This is a genomic window from Parasalinivibrio latis (assembly GCF_036825535.1).
GTDB classification, from domain to species: Bacteria; Pseudomonadota; Gammaproteobacteria; order Enterobacterales; family Vibrionaceae; genus Parasalinivibrio; species Parasalinivibrio latis.
This window is the reverse complement of the sequence record NZ_CP098812.1, coordinates 1,700,991-1,715,140: the sequence shown is the minus strand read 5'-3', so window position 1 is coordinate 1,715,140 and position 14,150 is coordinate 1,700,991. Positions and strand designations below refer to the sequence as shown.

Annotated in this window: 14 protein-coding genes; 7 read left to right on the top strand and 7 right to left on the bottom strand. The window is 49.1% G+C overall.

From position 1 onward, the window contains the following. Positions 1-86 precede the first annotated feature (86 nt). Positions 87-731 carry a thiopurine S-methyltransferase gene (locus NF212_RS08190; RefSeq protein ID WP_434360512.1) on the bottom strand — a complete coding sequence of 215 codons (645 nt, stop codon included), beginning with the start codon at positions 729-731 and terminating at the stop codon, positions 87-89. 206 nt (positions 732-937) lie between these two features. On the opposite strand from NF212_RS08190, the gene NF212_RS08185 reads away from it, so the two are divergent. The 4 genes from NF212_RS08185 to NF212_RS08170 all read left to right on the top strand — a co-directional run bounded on the left by NF212_RS08185 (position 938) and on the right by NF212_RS08170 (position 4,049). Next, positions 938-1,387, top strand: a complete 450-nt coding sequence (locus tag NF212_RS08185; RefSeq protein ID WP_434360510.1) for a hypothetical protein — start codon at positions 938-940, stop codon at positions 1,385-1,387. A 315-nt stretch (positions 1,388-1,702) separates the two neighbouring features. Then, positions 1,703-3,100, top strand: a complete 1,398-nt coding sequence (locus NF212_RS08180) for a basic amino acid/polyamine antiporter (RefSeq protein ID WP_434360508.1) — start codon at positions 1,703-1,705, stop codon at positions 3,098-3,100. Between the two features lie 119 nt (positions 3,101-3,219). Then, positions 3,220-3,483: a DUF1496 domain-containing protein gene (locus tag NF212_RS08175; protein WP_434360506.1), complete on the top strand. Its 264-nt coding sequence runs from the start codon at positions 3,220-3,222 to the stop codon at positions 3,481-3,483. A gap of 110 nt (positions 3,484-3,593) precedes the next feature. Continuing rightward, positions 3,594-4,049 (top strand): copper resistance protein NlpE, encoded by a 456-nt coding sequence (locus tag NF212_RS08170; RefSeq protein WP_434360504.1) that lies wholly within the window; start codon positions 3,594-3,596, stop codon positions 4,047-4,049. A 90-nt stretch (positions 4,050-4,139) separates the two neighbouring features. Here NF212_RS08170 and NF212_RS08165 read toward each other — a convergent pair whose 3' ends face one another. Beyond that, positions 4,140-4,874, bottom strand: coding sequence for a glycerophosphoryl diester phosphodiesterase (locus NF212_RS08165; RefSeq protein ID WP_434360502.1), 735 nt, complete (start codon positions 4,872-4,874; stop codon positions 4,140-4,142). A 302-nt stretch (positions 4,875-5,176) separates the two neighbouring features. Between NF212_RS08165 and NF212_RS08160 the strand changes: the two genes are divergently transcribed. Next, positions 5,177-5,950: an HAD-IIB family hydrolase gene (locus NF212_RS08160; protein WP_434360500.1), complete on the top strand. Its 774-nt coding sequence runs from the start codon at positions 5,177-5,179 to the stop codon at positions 5,948-5,950. Between the two features lie 45 nt (positions 5,951-5,995). On the opposite strand, the gene mak is transcribed toward NF212_RS08160, so the two are convergent. Then, entirely contained in the window at positions 5,996-6,907 is a 912-nt protein-coding gene (gene mak, locus NF212_RS08155; RefSeq protein WP_434360498.1) for a fructokinase, read from the bottom strand. A gap of 308 nt (positions 6,908-7,215) precedes the next feature. On the opposite strand from mak, the gene NF212_RS08150 reads away from it, so the two are divergent. Together NF212_RS08150 and NF212_RS08145 are read left to right on the top strand one after the other, a co-directional pair. Further along, entirely contained in the window at positions 7,216-7,896 is a 681-nt protein-coding gene (locus tag NF212_RS08150; RefSeq protein WP_434360496.1) for a tRNA/rRNA methyltransferase, read from the top strand. A gap of 665 nt (positions 7,897-8,561) precedes the next feature. Beyond that, positions 8,562-9,035 (top strand): peroxiredoxin, encoded by a 474-nt coding sequence (locus tag NF212_RS08145; protein WP_434360856.1) that lies wholly within the window; start codon positions 8,562-8,564, stop codon positions 9,033-9,035. Between the two features lie 101 nt (positions 9,036-9,136). Here the strand turns inward: NF212_RS08145 and pstB are convergent, their stop codons facing one another. From pstB to NF212_RS08125, 4 genes are all read right to left on the bottom strand, one after another. Continuing rightward, complete coding sequence (gene pstB / locus NF212_RS08140) at positions 9,137-9,889, bottom strand: phosphate ABC transporter ATP-binding protein PstB (protein ID WP_434360855.1); 753 nt, start codon at positions 9,887-9,889, stop codon at positions 9,137-9,139. 137 nt (positions 9,890-10,026) lie between these two features. Then, the gene (gene pstA / locus NF212_RS08135) at positions 10,027-11,331 is read right to left on the bottom strand and encodes a phosphate ABC transporter permease PstA (RefSeq protein ID WP_434360494.1); all 1,305 of its coding nucleotides are present in this window, start codon (positions 11,329-11,331) and stop codon (positions 10,027-10,029) included. Further along, positions 11,324-12,706, bottom strand: coding sequence for a phosphate ABC transporter permease subunit PstC (gene pstC, locus NF212_RS08130; RefSeq protein WP_434360492.1), 1,383 nt, complete (start codon positions 12,704-12,706; stop codon positions 11,324-11,326). The genes pstA and pstC overlap by 8 nt, the downstream gene beginning before the upstream one ends. A gap of 82 nt (positions 12,707-12,788) precedes the next feature. Further along, complete coding sequence (locus NF212_RS08125; RefSeq protein ID WP_434360490.1) at positions 12,789-13,832, bottom strand: substrate-binding domain-containing protein; 1,044 nt, start codon at positions 13,830-13,832, stop codon at positions 12,789-12,791. Between the last annotated feature and the right edge of the window lie 318 nt (positions 13,833-14,150).

Sequence of the window (14,150 nt, the reverse complement as noted above, 5' to 3'; positions counted from 1 at the left end):
TTTTTCTACCATACTCAGAGAAGGCAGCCGGTTGGCTGCCTTCTTTTTTTCCCGAGCAGCTATCCTGCCTTAAATTCGATACGGCCTCACTCCGGGTTCTTGATCAGCCACACTTCCTCAGCAAAATGGCTGTACTTCATGTTCCTCGGCTGCTTGGCATCTTCTTCATTACGTTCCAGGCAGGTTATCTCCATTCCGGCAAAGAGTTCTCGCACTTCACTTTCTGGCACAGCAAATGGGGGGCCACTCCCCTCATGCTGAGGATAGTCCAGGGTCACCAGCATTATTCGGGCACCCGGCAGAAGCATGCTTCGCAGCTTTTCCACATAGGCTTTACGCATTTCAGGAGGCATTGCTATCAGAGCTGCGCGATCATAAACCAACGAGAAAGGCTGAGCATTCAGCGTAAAATAGTCACCACAGTAGAGCGTAATTTCGTCGAATTCATACACTTCATGGCCAGATGGTTGGGTATAAACCGTTGGGGTATACAGTTGCTCGGCAAAGAAAGCCCGGACGGCAATTTCACTCAGTTCCACGCCTGCCACTTCGTTGTGTTTTTGCGCAAGCCATACAAGATCCAGTGATTTTCCGCTGAGCGGTACAAATACGCGCTCATCCCGTTTGGGTGCAAGTGCCTGCCAGTGTTTTTTCAGGTAGCTGTTTACATCATCGAGGTGAAACCCAATGCGATTTTCTGCCCAGCGTTGATGCCAAAACTCCGGAACCATAAATGTGACTTCCTTTTTGATTTGCTTTTGTTGTAGACCGTGAGTTTATCAGAGCCGACCCCGGATCCGCATCTTCCTGTCCCTCTGGTGGCACAACGCCAGTTATTGATAAAGATCACAAATTCCTCCAAAAACACCTTGCCATATCGTTAAACCGCAATTACTGTATAACCATACAGTACTGAATGGATGAACAGGAAAGGACAATGAACGTATTCCCTCTTCGTGCTAAAACACAATCGGCTTACTCTGGTCATACTGCGATGGACAGTAACCAGTTTGGTTTTATGTCTAAATCCCAGTCACAAATGCTGGTCAGCCAAAAACCAATGTTGGCCGCTCCGCACTGTGCAATGGGCGACGCCGGTGTGCTTAACCTGATGAAACAGGCTAATTGCATGAATAAATGGATTACGATCATTGACCCATCTCCCCGCTTTACTACTGCCTTGCTTGAGAAAGCCGGTATCAACATCAGTAAAGTGCGTGTTGTCCGTTCAGGTAAAAAGTATGACCAGGCGACGCTGGTTGAGAAATCTGCCCAAACAGGAACATCAAGCCTGGTTGTCGCATTTGGCGCTGCCCATGGTGAAAGCTGTTCCCGGTATGGTGAAACCCTGTTTGTCCAGGTAAGCCGTATGGCAGCTGTACATTAATTTATTCAATCACTTGTTCTTTGCGAGACTCTGTCTTTTCTGTTTTAGTTTTCTGTTCGCTTTACCTGCACTTTCCTCTGCATTCAGGTAAACATCCGGTGTAACCTTCCGCTAGTTACACCGGATTTCTTTCAACCCTACTGACAAATTTCTTCAATCATTTTCCCCACATGGACTCACATTCCCCACAAGAGTTTTACATTCATTGTGCATGTTACAACCACTTCTTCTTGTACGTTAAGGATGTGCTTTTTTCTCGGGCGACTATTGCTGTAAACTGCGCAGCTTCGAGAACATTCAATTCTTGGTGAGAACTTGAGTAATAAACTTGGCCTGGGTGCACTTAGTGCGTTGGTACTGGGCTCAATGATTGGCGCAGGCGTATTCAGCCTGCCACAGAACATGGCGGCAGTTGCAAGCCCTCTGGCAGTGACTATCGGTTGGATCATTACCGGTGTTGGGATGGTATTCCTCGCACTGGCGTTTCAGGCTCTTTCCCATGCACGCCCTGATATCAATACTGGTGTCTTTGGCTACGCAAAAGCCGGCTTTGGAGACTTGGTAGGTTTCTTCTCTGCCTGGGGCTACTGGCTCAGTGCGGCACTGGCCAACGTTTCTTATCTGGTTATCGTGTTCAGTACATTGGGGATGTTCTTTGATACCCCAAACCACGTTATTTTCGGTGAAGGGAACACGGTTATCTCTGTCGCGGCTGCCACTGTTATGGTGTGGGCCATCCACCTTCTCGTCCATCGTGGTGTCCAGACCGCAGCAGTCATCAATATGGTGACCACAGTCGCCAAGATGATTCCATTGCTGATCCTTATCGGCGGGCTTATTTACGCATTCAGCACCCAGACATTCTTCTGGGACTTCAGTGGGCTGAAAACCTTCCCTGGCAAGTCTCTGATTGAGCAGGTAAAAGGCACCATGCTGGTCACGGTATGGGTGTTCATCGGTATTGAAGGGGCGGTTGTCGTATCAAGCCGGGCAAAGAACCGCAAAGATGTCGGACGGGCTACCATCATTGGCCTGTTAACCGCACTCTCCATATATGTGCTGGTCACCCTGCTTTCCATGGGCGTTATCAAGACTCCCGCGCTGGCAGCAATGCAAAACCCGTCTGCGGCTGTCGTACTTGAGCATATCTTTGGTCGTCCCGGCCTGATTATTGTTGGTCTTGGCCTTATCATTTCGGTGGGAGGCGCGTTTCTGAGCTGGACACTCCTGGCGTCTGAAGCTCCCTATATTTCGGCAAAAGAAGGGATGTTCCCTGCACGTTATGGAGAACAGAGTCAGTCGGGCTGCCCTACCCGATCGCTGATGCTGACTAACCTGGTCGTCCAGGTTTCATTAATTGCTGTTATCTTCGTCGGCGGCACTTACGACAGCTTACTGGCTATTGCCTCAGAAATGATTCTGGTTCCGTACTTATTGGTAGGAGCCTATGCGTTGAAGCTGGGGCTGGAAGAAAAAGCACGGGGAACCGCACTGATTGGATTCCTTGCTACCGTCTATGGCCTGTGGTTGTTGTACGCTTCCGGCCTTGAGCACTTGTTAATGTCTTCACTGCTCTATTTGCTGGGTCTGGGTTTTTATATCCGAGCCAAACACGAAAACAATAAAGCGTGGTTTGTTGGCAGCAACCGGTGGGTAGTTATCGGATTGCTGATCCTCGCAGGCATTGCACTTCAGCATCTTGTGTTTGTCTGATTAAGACCCTTGCAGCCGGGAAAAGGAATTCCCGGAATAATCAAAAATTCTCCTTTCTCTTCCTTGTTATCCTAACGCTCCGGGTTTAGCCTTGTTTCATACCAGCCGGAGATTTTACCGTGAAATTCAGATCCTTCCTTTTCATCTTTTTCGCCGTTTCAACAAATGCCGTTTCTCAAACAACAAGTACCAACTCAATGACCATCAAACCTGAAATCCAGGTTGATGCTTCCCAGATAACCGGACGGGTATGTTATTTTGATGGAAAAGCCTATTCTGAAGGTGCGGTGATCAAAGTCGAAAACATATTGCTCCAATGTGTGCCGGAAAAATCCTTTGAACTCAACGGCAGGCTTATGTGGAAAAACCTGACTGCATCCTGACAGTTCCGCTGAAAACTATGACCCGCATTTGACTCATATGAATGAATTTTCATCATAATGGAGGGGTTTTCAGGCACTTCACCTGCCTTCGTTTACCCTGAGGAACCATTATGAAATTTGCCGTTATTGCCACTTCTGCTGCGCTGCTGTTGCTTTCAGGATGTCAGGTTTCCAGTGAAAAGGATGCTGCCTCTGCCGAGCCTTCAACCGTCCAAACTACGACCGTGACTGATCCTGCCCACTCATCCCAGAACGCATTGGACTGGGAAGGCAGCTATGTTGGAACCTTCCCTTGTGCCGACTGCAGCGGCATTAAAACGACCGTTACCTTGCATAAAGATGGTAATTACACCATGCAAGAAACCTATCTTGGCAAAGAAAACGCCACTTTCCGGTCGAAAGGGACATTCACATGGAACCAGGCAGGTAACACCATCTCCCTGAGTGGAATTGTCGGCTCACCTAACCAATTTTTTGTTGGTGAGAACAAGCTGTTCAAATTGGATGGCGACGGTAACAAAGTTTCTGGCCCACTGGCAGAGCATTACATACTGAGCAAAAACTGATTGCCTGTCTTGCCTACACCCGATGCGAAAACGCCGGTGTTTCATCCCGGCGTTTTTATTTTGTAGGCGTATTGTAGTTGCAGATGTTGTTCAGGCTGTCAGTGAACTTTCCTGCACAGGCGCCAGCATTTGGGGGCAGTCAGTAATAATGCGGTCAACACCCCATGACTCGAGCTGTAGTGTCCTTGCCGGGCTGTTTACCGTAAAACATTGCAATTCCAGTCCCCTGGCCTTCACCTCGGCTGCCTGTGCCTTGGTTAAGGTTTCATGGTTACAGTGAATGCTGTATGGCTGCAGGCGCAAGTCTTCTTCCCAGTTTTCCGGCAGCGTTTCATACAAAATGCCACGACGGACAGACGGGATATGTTCCATGCAGTATGCCAAGGCTTCCCGGGAAAAACTTGAGACCAAAAGATGACTCTCGGGCAATCCGACACGTTCAACCACCGCAATAATTTCAGCACAAAGCGCCTCTACGTCGGTTTCCCGGTAACACTTGATTTCAACATTCACTGCAAGACCCAGTTGTCTTGCATGTGTGAGGAGTTGTTCAAACGCCGGGACCCTTTCACCAACATATTCTTCACCGAACCAACTGCCTGCGTCCAACCTCGCCAGTTGCTCCCAATGTGTCTCAGACAGCACGCCGGAACCATCGGTACAACGACCCAGCACCCGGTCATGGAAAACTACGGCGACACCTTCAGCTGTACACTGAACATCGACTTCAATCCATTCGATACCAAGTTCTGCCGCTTTCTTCACTGCCGACAGCGTATTTTCCGGTGCGAGACTTTTCACCCCTCTATGCGCTGTAAGTTTCATCGCCACCCAACCTTGTTATATTAATTTTGTGCTCTCCAAGCCTCTCAGGGCAAACCTGATGATGACTTATCATATAATTGAATTATGACACTGGTTTGATGTGCTTTTTAGTCAGCTTTAGCTTTGACGCAGGCAAGTCTCATTAATGAAACATGAATTGCATAATATTGCGTGAATTAGCGACTAATAAACTTTGCATGAGGTGCTTTAGAACCAGTTTTGGGTTCCAACTGCTGCGACCTTTTGCGTTGCTTTTGATACTCTGGGCCGGCGCTAACAACAAATCAGGAATAACTGGCTATATGCTGCTAGATAATAAATGGAAAGATGTTGAATTGGTATTCACCGACGTTGACGATACGCTTACCTGGGAGGGCAAGTTGTGGCCAGAAACACTCGCTGCACTTGGGGAGCTTCAGCAAGCAGGTATAAAAGTTGTCGCGGTAACAGGGGCTTGTGCCGGATGGTGTGACCATATTGCCCAACTTTGGCCGGTTGATGCCGTCCTGGGTGAAAACGGAGCGTTTACCCTTGAAAGAGAAGGCAGCGCTTTAACCCGGAGGCATTTCTCGTCGCCTGAACAACAGCAAACGGAACAGCAGATCCTTAAGCAGCAAATCAGTGACATCCTCTCTCGCTTTCCGGGCTATGAGTTTACCCTGGACCAGCCTTACCGCTTATGTGAAGTTGCCATAGACATAGGCCAGAACCGCCCTCAGGCACCACAGGAGGACGTAGACGCTATCCTCAACGACATCCATGCGCTTGGTGCAAATGCGACTGCCAGTTCAATCCACATCAACGCATGGTACGGAGAGCACAGCAAAAAAGCATCAACCCTGAACTTTATTGATGGAAAGAACCTGAACGGTGTAATAGCGACCAAGATGTGTTTTGCAGGTGACTCTGCAAACGATGCTCAAATGTTTGCCACGTTTCCACTGAGTGTCGGTGTCGCTAATATTTCCCGCTACCTTCCCATTCTGGAAGTACCTCCTAAAGTGGTAACGAAGCAACCGGGTGGTTTGGGTTTCGCTGAATTTGCGAGGGCCCTGCTAAAGGTCAAGCAGGGCTGAAGGGCACCCAGCACGGACTGGGCGTGCTGGGCTTTTCACTGTTTGTCAGTCTTCTTGCGGCCACAGCCATGCAGCTCCCCGAACTCCGCTGGAGTCGCCATGTACCGCCTTTTTAATTTCGGTATCAAACTCCCGACCTACCACATATTGCGCCATCAGAGGCGGTACGTTGGTATATAAACGGTTCATGTTTGATGCTCCGCCACCAAGTACGATCACATCCGGATCCATAATGTTCACAATCATCGACAGGGCTTTCGCTACGCGACGTTCAAAGCGTTGGATAGCAGCCTCTGCTTCTTCGTCTCCATTTTGAGCGCGTTCAGAAATCTCTGCCCCGGTAATTTTTTCCCCGGTATGACGGAAGTAGTCATAACAAAGGCCGGTACCTGAAATAAAGGACTCATTGCAGCCTTCATTTCCACAAAAACAGGGGTTTTCCGCCGCCTGGAGACGCTCTTCGTCATCCTGCCATGGTAAAGGATTGTGCCCCCACTCCCCGGCCACACCATTCTTGCCGTTAAGTACTCGCCCGTTAATCGCGACACCGGCTCCGCAACCAGTACCCAGTATGGCAGCAAAGACCAATTGCTTGCCGGCACCGGCACCATCTGTTGCTTCAGACACAGCCAGGCAGTTTGCGTCATTGGTCAACCGAACTTCGCGATCGAGCTCTTTTGAAAGGTCTTTGTCAAAAGGCTGGTTATTAAGCCAGATTGAATTGGCGTTCTTTACCAATCCGGTGACCGGCGACAGCGTCCCCGGAATCCCCATCCCTACCGTACACGTTTCACCGACTTCCTGTTCGGCTTCACGAACCAAACCCGCTACGGCAGCAATAGTCCCTGGATAATCACCTCTGGGGGTTGGAACGCGTTTTCGAAATAAAATTTCACCCGCGTCAGACAACACAACCACTTCAATTTTGGTGCCACCAAGATCGATTCCAATACGCATAAATCGCCTTTCACTCCTTAGGAACGTCATATCTGCAAGCATAGCCCGAAATAAAAACTTAGCAGAAATCAGAAAACTGCCTGCTCGTTCGGGCCAGACAGATATACTCTTTCACTCATATTCCGGTAAAGCATTCTGTTAGTAATAATCCGCAATTTTGAACCTGAGCACACTGTGACTGAAATTACTTTCTAGCCGGCAAAGAGTGTTCCTCCGTCACAGCCAATCGATTCCATCATCCTGCATTCATCTTGAAACCGCTTGGGTATATAATCCCGGCCCATTGCCAGACAGTTACAGTGATAAAGATGTCGATTACTTTTGTGATGGTGGAGCCTGCCCGGGCCGCCAATGTGGGTGCGGCTGCACGCGCAATTAAAACCATGGGGTTTACCCAACTGGTTATTGTAAATTCAGAGGCTCACAAAGAAGAGGAAGCACGCTGGGTAGCACATGGGGCCCATGACATTCTGGACAATATCGTTTGCTATCCGGATGTGGAATCACTTCGCTCCCAATTTGACCTGGTGATCGGAACCACTGCACGGGAGCGAGGCAGTGCCCGTACCTACCTTTCACCATCTGAGCTGTCCGGCCAACTGGAAAAACAGGCAACCTCCGTACAACGCATCGCCTTGCTGTTTGGTCGAGAAGCGAGCGGTTTATCCAATGAAGAGCTCTCATTGTGTGATTTGTACAGTTATGTACCTCTGGTGGCGGATTATCCATCACTCAACCTGGGGCAGGCTGTCATGGTGTACAGTTATGCACTGTCCGATGTAAACAGGCAGATTGGCCTTACGCATTCTGAAGCCAACATCCGCTCATTGGCCGCGCTCAGGGAGAAAGCAGGAAATCTCCTGGATAACGTAGCCGAAGGTGATACAAAGCTAAAAGAGTGGTTAATTGAAGGACTTAATCGCTTATCAGACCGCGATATCAGAATGGCTCACCAGCTTTTTAACGATATCCAGAGAAAACTTGATTAGCGATACAAAAAAAGGATTTTCTTCTTGACAGAGGGTGTTGAATAAATCGATTTGAGCTAATCACCTTGATTTTCCCCGCTTCAAGAAAGTTAAACAAAAAGTACTCCCAAAGTTATTCACCTATTTTGTGGATAACTCACAGCGTAGAGTTATCCACAGACCTCAGCTTTCTTTTTGTCTTGTTAGTAAGACAACCCTTCGAAGCACTTCACATATAAAAAATCCTTATAATGCCACTGGTTACATTTCCACCAGTGTCACATCATAAATTCCTGTTTTGTCCTGTCTTACTTACAAGAAATTAGAGCTGTCGAATATTACAATTTCAGGTCACTAATTAAGCCGCTGAAAGCAATATGGATTTGCCTGACATGTTTCCGCGAAAACTTGCCCTCTGCCTCATGCTGACTTTTTTCAGTTTCTCTGCCGTTTCCGCCAGTGTTGAGGACTACGAAAAGCAATACCGAAACCTTCCTTGCGAGGGTGTCAAATCAAAGTACAGAGATATAAAAAAGCGCAAGAAAACAGCTTCAGGGACACACAAAAAAGAACTGAACAAACAGCTCGCTGCTCTGGGTGTCCTAAAAAGAGAAAAGTGCTGAGCCCTTCCTGAACACACACAGGCTAAACTTATTGGGATTATTTCCAGTCAGAAGGAAAACATGATGATTTCTCTCGGAGACTCCCTACCCCACCATGAGTTTCAGTTCCTTGATGCCGAAGGCATGGCAGCTTTAACGACAAAGGACCTTTTCAACAACAAGCGGGTTGTGCTGTTTGCTGTTCCCGGTGCATTTACACCTACCTGTTCAGAAGCCCATTTACCCGGTTACATTACGCTTGCAGACCAATTCCAGGCAAAAGGGGTCGACGCCATAATTTGTCTGGCTGTAAATGATGCGTTTGTCATGAAAGCATGGGGCGATTCCCAAAATGCGGAAGCGATAACCATGCTGGGAGACGGTGATGGATCGTTTTGCCATGCCATGGGCCTCGCGCAGGACACCGGACGTTTTGGTGGTTTGCGCTCGCAACGGTTTTCAATGTTGGCAGAAGATGGGGTAGTGAAAATACTTAACGTAGAAAAACCAAAATCCTTTGAAGTCAGTGACGCACAGACCATGCTCGCCCAAATATGAAGGAACAGACCCTGAAAACCGATTCTGACGGGTTTTGACGGGGCTTTTACCTGGAAAAACGCCCCAGTTTTGGCTGGGGCGTTTTAGCACATACAAAAGTGTTAGCCGAAACGGCCACCAATGTAATCACGGGTAAGCCGATGTTCAGGATCTTCAAACACCTGCTTGGTTGGGTTTACTTCAACCAAGTGTCCCAAATGGAAGTAAGCAGTACGGTCAGAGACCCTTGAAGCCTGTTGCATTGAGTGCGTTACGATAACAATACTGAAGCTCTCCTTCAGCTCGGCAATCAGCTCTTCAATTTTTGCCGTTGCAATAGGATCCAGCGCAGAACATGGTTCATCCATCAGGATAATTTCCGGCGTAATAGCGATGGTTCTCGCGATGCAAAGGCGCTGCTGCTGGCCGCCTGACAATCCGGTAGCCGGCTGGTCCAAACGATCCTTGGCTTCTTCCCACAATCCGGCCTTTCGAAGTGATGATTCAACGACTTCATCCATATCTGCCCTGGAATCAACCAAGCCATGAATACGCGGCCCGTATGCAACATTGTCATAAATCGACTTGGGAAACGGGTTCGGGCGTTGGAAAACCATGCCCACACGGGATCGAAGCTCGACAATTTCAGTCTGATCACCGTAGATGTTTGTGCCATCGAGTGCAATTTTCCCGTTAACAATACAGCCGGTTACCGTATCGTTCATCCTGTTCAGACAACGGAGGAAAGTTGATTTACCGCATCCGGACGGACCAATCATTGACAGGACTTCACGTTTGCCAATATCCAAACTGATTCCACTCAGTGCCGGTTTGGTACCAAACTCATAATCCACTCCCACATCACGGGCAATCATTCGCGGATCTACTACAAACGGGTTACCGCACGTCTTAGCCGGAGCCTGGGTTTGTTCAGGGGAAACAGGTTGTACGAGGTTAATCGCCCCAACGCCATTTTCAGAGTGTAATGTCGTAGTCATAATCAATTCCTTTTTTACCAACGGCGCTCCAGCCGTTTACGTAACACAACTGCGCAGGCGTTCATAAATGCAAGGAAAGCCAGCAGTACCATGATGGCGCCTGAAGTATTTTCAACGAAGCCCTTCTCCGGGTTCTCCGCCCAAAGGTAAATCTGGACCGGCAGTGCGGTGGCGGCATCCATAGGCCCGCCGGGAATATCCACAACGAAAGCCACCATGCCAATCATCAGCAAAGGCGCTGTCTCACCCAGAGCCTGGGCCATACCAATAATGGTTCCCGTCAACATGCCCGGCATCGCCAGCGGGAGAACATGGTGAAGCACCATCTGCATTTTCGATGCCCCCATACCAAGCGCAGCATCGCGGACAGAAGGCGGCACAGCCTTAATGGCCGCTCGGCTGGAAATGATGATGGTCGGGAGCGTCATCAAAGTAAGTACCAAACCACCCACCAAGGGAGCCGAACGGGGAAAGTCAAAGAAGTTGAGGAAAACGGCAAGACCCAGCAAACCAAACACTATTGATGGCACCGCTGCCAGGTTGTTGATGTTGATTTCAATTATCTCGGTAACACGGTTTTTGGGTGCAAATTCTTCGAGGTAGATAGCCGCTGCGGCACCAATAGGGAAGCTCAACATCAGGGTTACCAGCAAGGTATAAAACGACCCGACGGTTGCCCCCCAGATCCCAGCCAGCTCTGCATCCCGGCTGTCCCCATTGGTGAAGAAGTGGGTATTGAACACAGTACGGACGCGGCCTTCATCATCCAGTGTGTCGAACCAGGCAATCTGGTTGTTTTTGAACTGACGTTCATCTTCAGGCAACGCTGCGGAGATATTGCCCTTGTTGAACTGGTTAAAGTTGTCCCCGGCCAGTGCCCAATAAGTGATGGTCTTTCCAACCAGTGACGGGTCTTTGAGAACCTTGTCCCTCAGATCATATTCTGCGCCATTGGAAATGACCGCATAGAGTTTGCGTCGTTCTTTACGGTCCTTCACCTCCGGGAACAGTTCTTTTAGGGAGTTACGCAACGCCTTACGGTAGTTGGCGCTGAACAGTTCCTGTTCTCCTGGGTTGACTGCCGGAATACCAAGCACACTTGGTGACAACGTCACGTCAAGCCGTACTTCTGTGGTCTTAAATGCGGTGTGCCCTTCAGACACGATGGAAACAAGAAGCACTGCCAGGAAAGCAAACGCAAATGAGATAGAAATGATGCCATACCAGCGAAAACGGGCTTCCTTCCCTCTCCGGCGTTTCAGCGATGCCTTTACACGCTCACGCTTCGTGGCCGCCATTTGTTTGAGTTTATCAGTCATACTGTTCCCTATATTTCTTCACAATGCGCAGCGCGACGAAGTTCAATACCAGCGTGACCACAAACAGCGTGAGGCCAAGCGCAAACGCCGCCAGCGTTTTCGGGCTGTCAAATTCCTGGTCGCCCACCAGCAAGGTCACAATCTGCACAGTGACGGTCGTCACCGACTCAAGCGGATTCGCTGTCAGGTTGGCTGACAGGCCCGCTGCCATGACAACAATCATGGTTTCGCCAATCGCACGGGATACTGCCAGCAGCAGTCCACCGACAATACCCGGCAGTGCTGCAGGGATGACAACATTGAGAATCGTTTCCGAGCGGGTTGCCCCTAAACCCAGCGAGCCGTCCCTCAGTGCTTGCGGAACCGCATTGATTACATCGTCAGAAAGCGATGAAACAAAAGGAATAATCATGATCCCCATTATCAGACCTGCCGCCAGGGCACTTTCAGCAGACGCACTTTCCAGGCCGACAGAATGGGCAATATCACGAATAAGTGGCGCAGCCGTCAGAGCGGCGAAGAAGCCATAAACCACAGTAGGTATACCGGCCAGAACTTCGAGGACAGGTTTAACAATGTTCCTGACTCTAGGCGACGCGTATTCAGCGAGGTAGATCGCGCTCATCAGGCCAACCGGTGCCGCAATCAGCATCGCGATGAACGAAATCATCAACGTACCGGTAAATAGCGGAATTGCACCAAATGCACCACTTGCCCCTTCCTGGTCAGCACGTAATGCAATCTGGGGTGACCACTGGGTACCGAAGATAAAATCAGTAACTGGGACCATGTTAAAAAAGCGGATGGCTTCAAACAGCACCGATAGGACAATACCTGCCGTCGTTAAAATCGCGATGGACGAGCAGAACAGAAGGAAAAACTGCAGCACCTTCTCGACATACACCCGGGATTTTATTTTCGGGCGAGCCAGTCGCCATCCCAGGGTTAACCCCAGCAAGGTAACCGAGACCAACACGACGGTTCGCAACGTCAGCCCCAGATCCATCAGTTGATCATAGTGCCGCGCGGCATTGGTCAGGTTGGGATCATCGGTCTTTGCCAGGCCATTGGCGATATTGGTGATTTGGCTGTAAACCAGACCAGGGTTGGTATCACCGGAGGTGTAAGTGCTGGGGAGCTGGGCCATCACCAAGGTGTTCACCAGTGAGCCCTCAAAAGACTGCCACAGGAGGAAAAGAATCAGGGAAGGAATCGTCGCCAGAATCGCAGCCAGCGATCCGTAGTAACTTGGCCGGGAATGCAAAATGCTGAGTCCACCCTGTGAACGCCCCATATCCATGGAACGCTGGCGGGCTATCCAAAAAGCAACGACAGCACTTAAAAGCAAGAATGTTATTAACGTTGTGGCTTGCATATGTTCTCCATCAACACAACATCGCCAGAAACACAACAGGGGCAGCGTACCCGGCTGCCCCGCTGATGTTTAACTAGAGCAGTTAGTTCAGGTTCGGCTGCATGTTCACAGCACTGTTGCGAACAATTTTCCAATCGCGGGCTGCAAGAGGAATCAGGCCGCGGTCAGTCAGGTAACCTTCATCACCGATTGCATCTTCAGAAGTAAATGCAGTCACATACTCTTTCAGGCCAGGAACCACACCTTCGTGCGCCTTTTTCACGTAGAAGAACAGTGAGCGTGAGATTGGGTAAGAACCGTCTCCGATGGCATCAAAAGTAGGAACGACACCCTTGATTTTTGAGCCCTGTACTTTGTCAGCATTCTGGTCAAGGAAAGAGAATCCAAAGATGCCAAACGCCGTTGGATTCGCTTCCAGCTTCTGGACAATCAGGTTGTCGTTCTCACCGGCTTCAATAAATGCACCGTCTTCACGAACACCGTGGCAGATTGCCTTGTACTTCTTCTTGTCAGTTTTCTTAAGGGCTTTAATTTCTGGGAAGGTCTTACAGCCACCTTCCAGAGCCAGCTCTGCAAATGCATCGCGGGTACCGGATGTCGGTGGGGGACCCAAAACTTCAATTTTGGTTCCTGGCAGAGCCGGGTTGACGTCATTCCAAGTCTTGTAAGGGTTGTCTACAAGGTTACCCTTGCCGTCTGGAACAACCTTGCCCAGAGCCAGGAAGATATCGCGAAGGGAGATGTCGAGCTGCTCAGACTTTTTAGAGTTGGCAAAAGCGATACCGTCGTAACCAATCTTGATTTCAACGATGTCTTTAACGCCATTTTTTGCACACAGCTCAATCTCAGAAGATTTGATTTTGCGCGATGCATTGGTGATATCAGGGGTGTTTTCACCCACGCCGTTACAGAACAGCTTCAAGCCGCCGCCTGAACCGGTAGATTCGATTTTTGGCACTGCGAAAGACGAAGTGCGGCCAAATCGCTCTGCTACTACGGTGGCGAACGGATAAACCGTTGAAGAACCAACAATGCTGATATAGTCGCGTGATGCAGCCAGTGCATTGCCGGAAGACAACACAGCAAAGGTTGCAGCAGTTGCAGCGATCAAAGCCTTAAGTTTCACATCAACCTCCTAGTTGATAAGTCATTTCTTCGTGAATTCGTCTCACCAATTTATTTGGCGAGATGGACTAGGGAGAAAGCTATAGGAGATTGATGACGGAAATCTTACTTGTTTATTAATGTAATGTTACAGGTATAGGCAGGGGAATCAGCGCGGCAATATTTTCCATTTAATACATACAGTTATATTATTTTAATGTTTTCTGGTTTCTTGGATTTTTTTTGAATTTTATGTGACAGTAGCAATTATAAAGTGGGCAGAAAAACCAAATTAATGACTCCATCTGTTGCCCCACTTTGGCGCAAGGCGGCGTAAAGC

Coding starts and splice junctions, on each gene's coding strand:
- NF212_RS08190 (WP_434360512.1), bottom strand. CDS start 731: ATGGTTCCGGAGTTTTGGCATCAACGCTGGGCAGAAAATCGCATTGGG.
- NF212_RS08185 (WP_434360510.1), top strand. CDS start 938: ATGAACGTATTCCCTCTTCGTGCTAAAACACAATCGGCTTACTCTGGT.
- NF212_RS08170 (WP_434360504.1), top strand. CDS start 3,594: ATGAAATTTGCCGTTATTGCCACTTCTGCTGCGCTGCTGTTGCTTTCA.
- NF212_RS08165 (WP_434360502.1), bottom strand. CDS start 4,874: ATGAAACTTACAGCGCATAGAGGGGTGAAAAGTCTCGCACCGGAAAAT.
- NF212_RS08160 (WP_434360500.1), top strand. CDS start 5,177: ATGCTGCTAGATAATAAATGGAAAGATGTTGAATTGGTATTCACCGAC.
- mak (WP_434360498.1), bottom strand. CDS start 6,907: ATGCGTATTGGAATCGATCTTGGTGGCACCAAAATTGAAGTGGTTGTG.
- NF212_RS08150 (WP_434360496.1), top strand. CDS start 7,216: ATGTCGATTACTTTTGTGATGGTGGAGCCTGCCCGGGCCGCCAATGTG.
- NF212_RS08145 (WP_434360856.1), top strand. CDS start 8,562: ATGATTTCTCTCGGAGACTCCCTACCCCACCATGAGTTTCAGTTCCTT.
- pstB (WP_434360855.1), bottom strand. CDS start 9,889: ATGATTGCCCGTGATGTGGGAGTGGATTATGAGTTTGGTACCAAACCG.
- pstA (WP_434360494.1), bottom strand. CDS start 11,331: ATGACTGATAAACTCAAACAAATGGCGGCCACGAAGCGTGAGCGTGTA.
- pstC (WP_434360492.1), bottom strand. CDS start 12,706: ATGCAAGCCACAACGTTAATAACATTCTTGCTTTTAAGTGCTGTCGTT.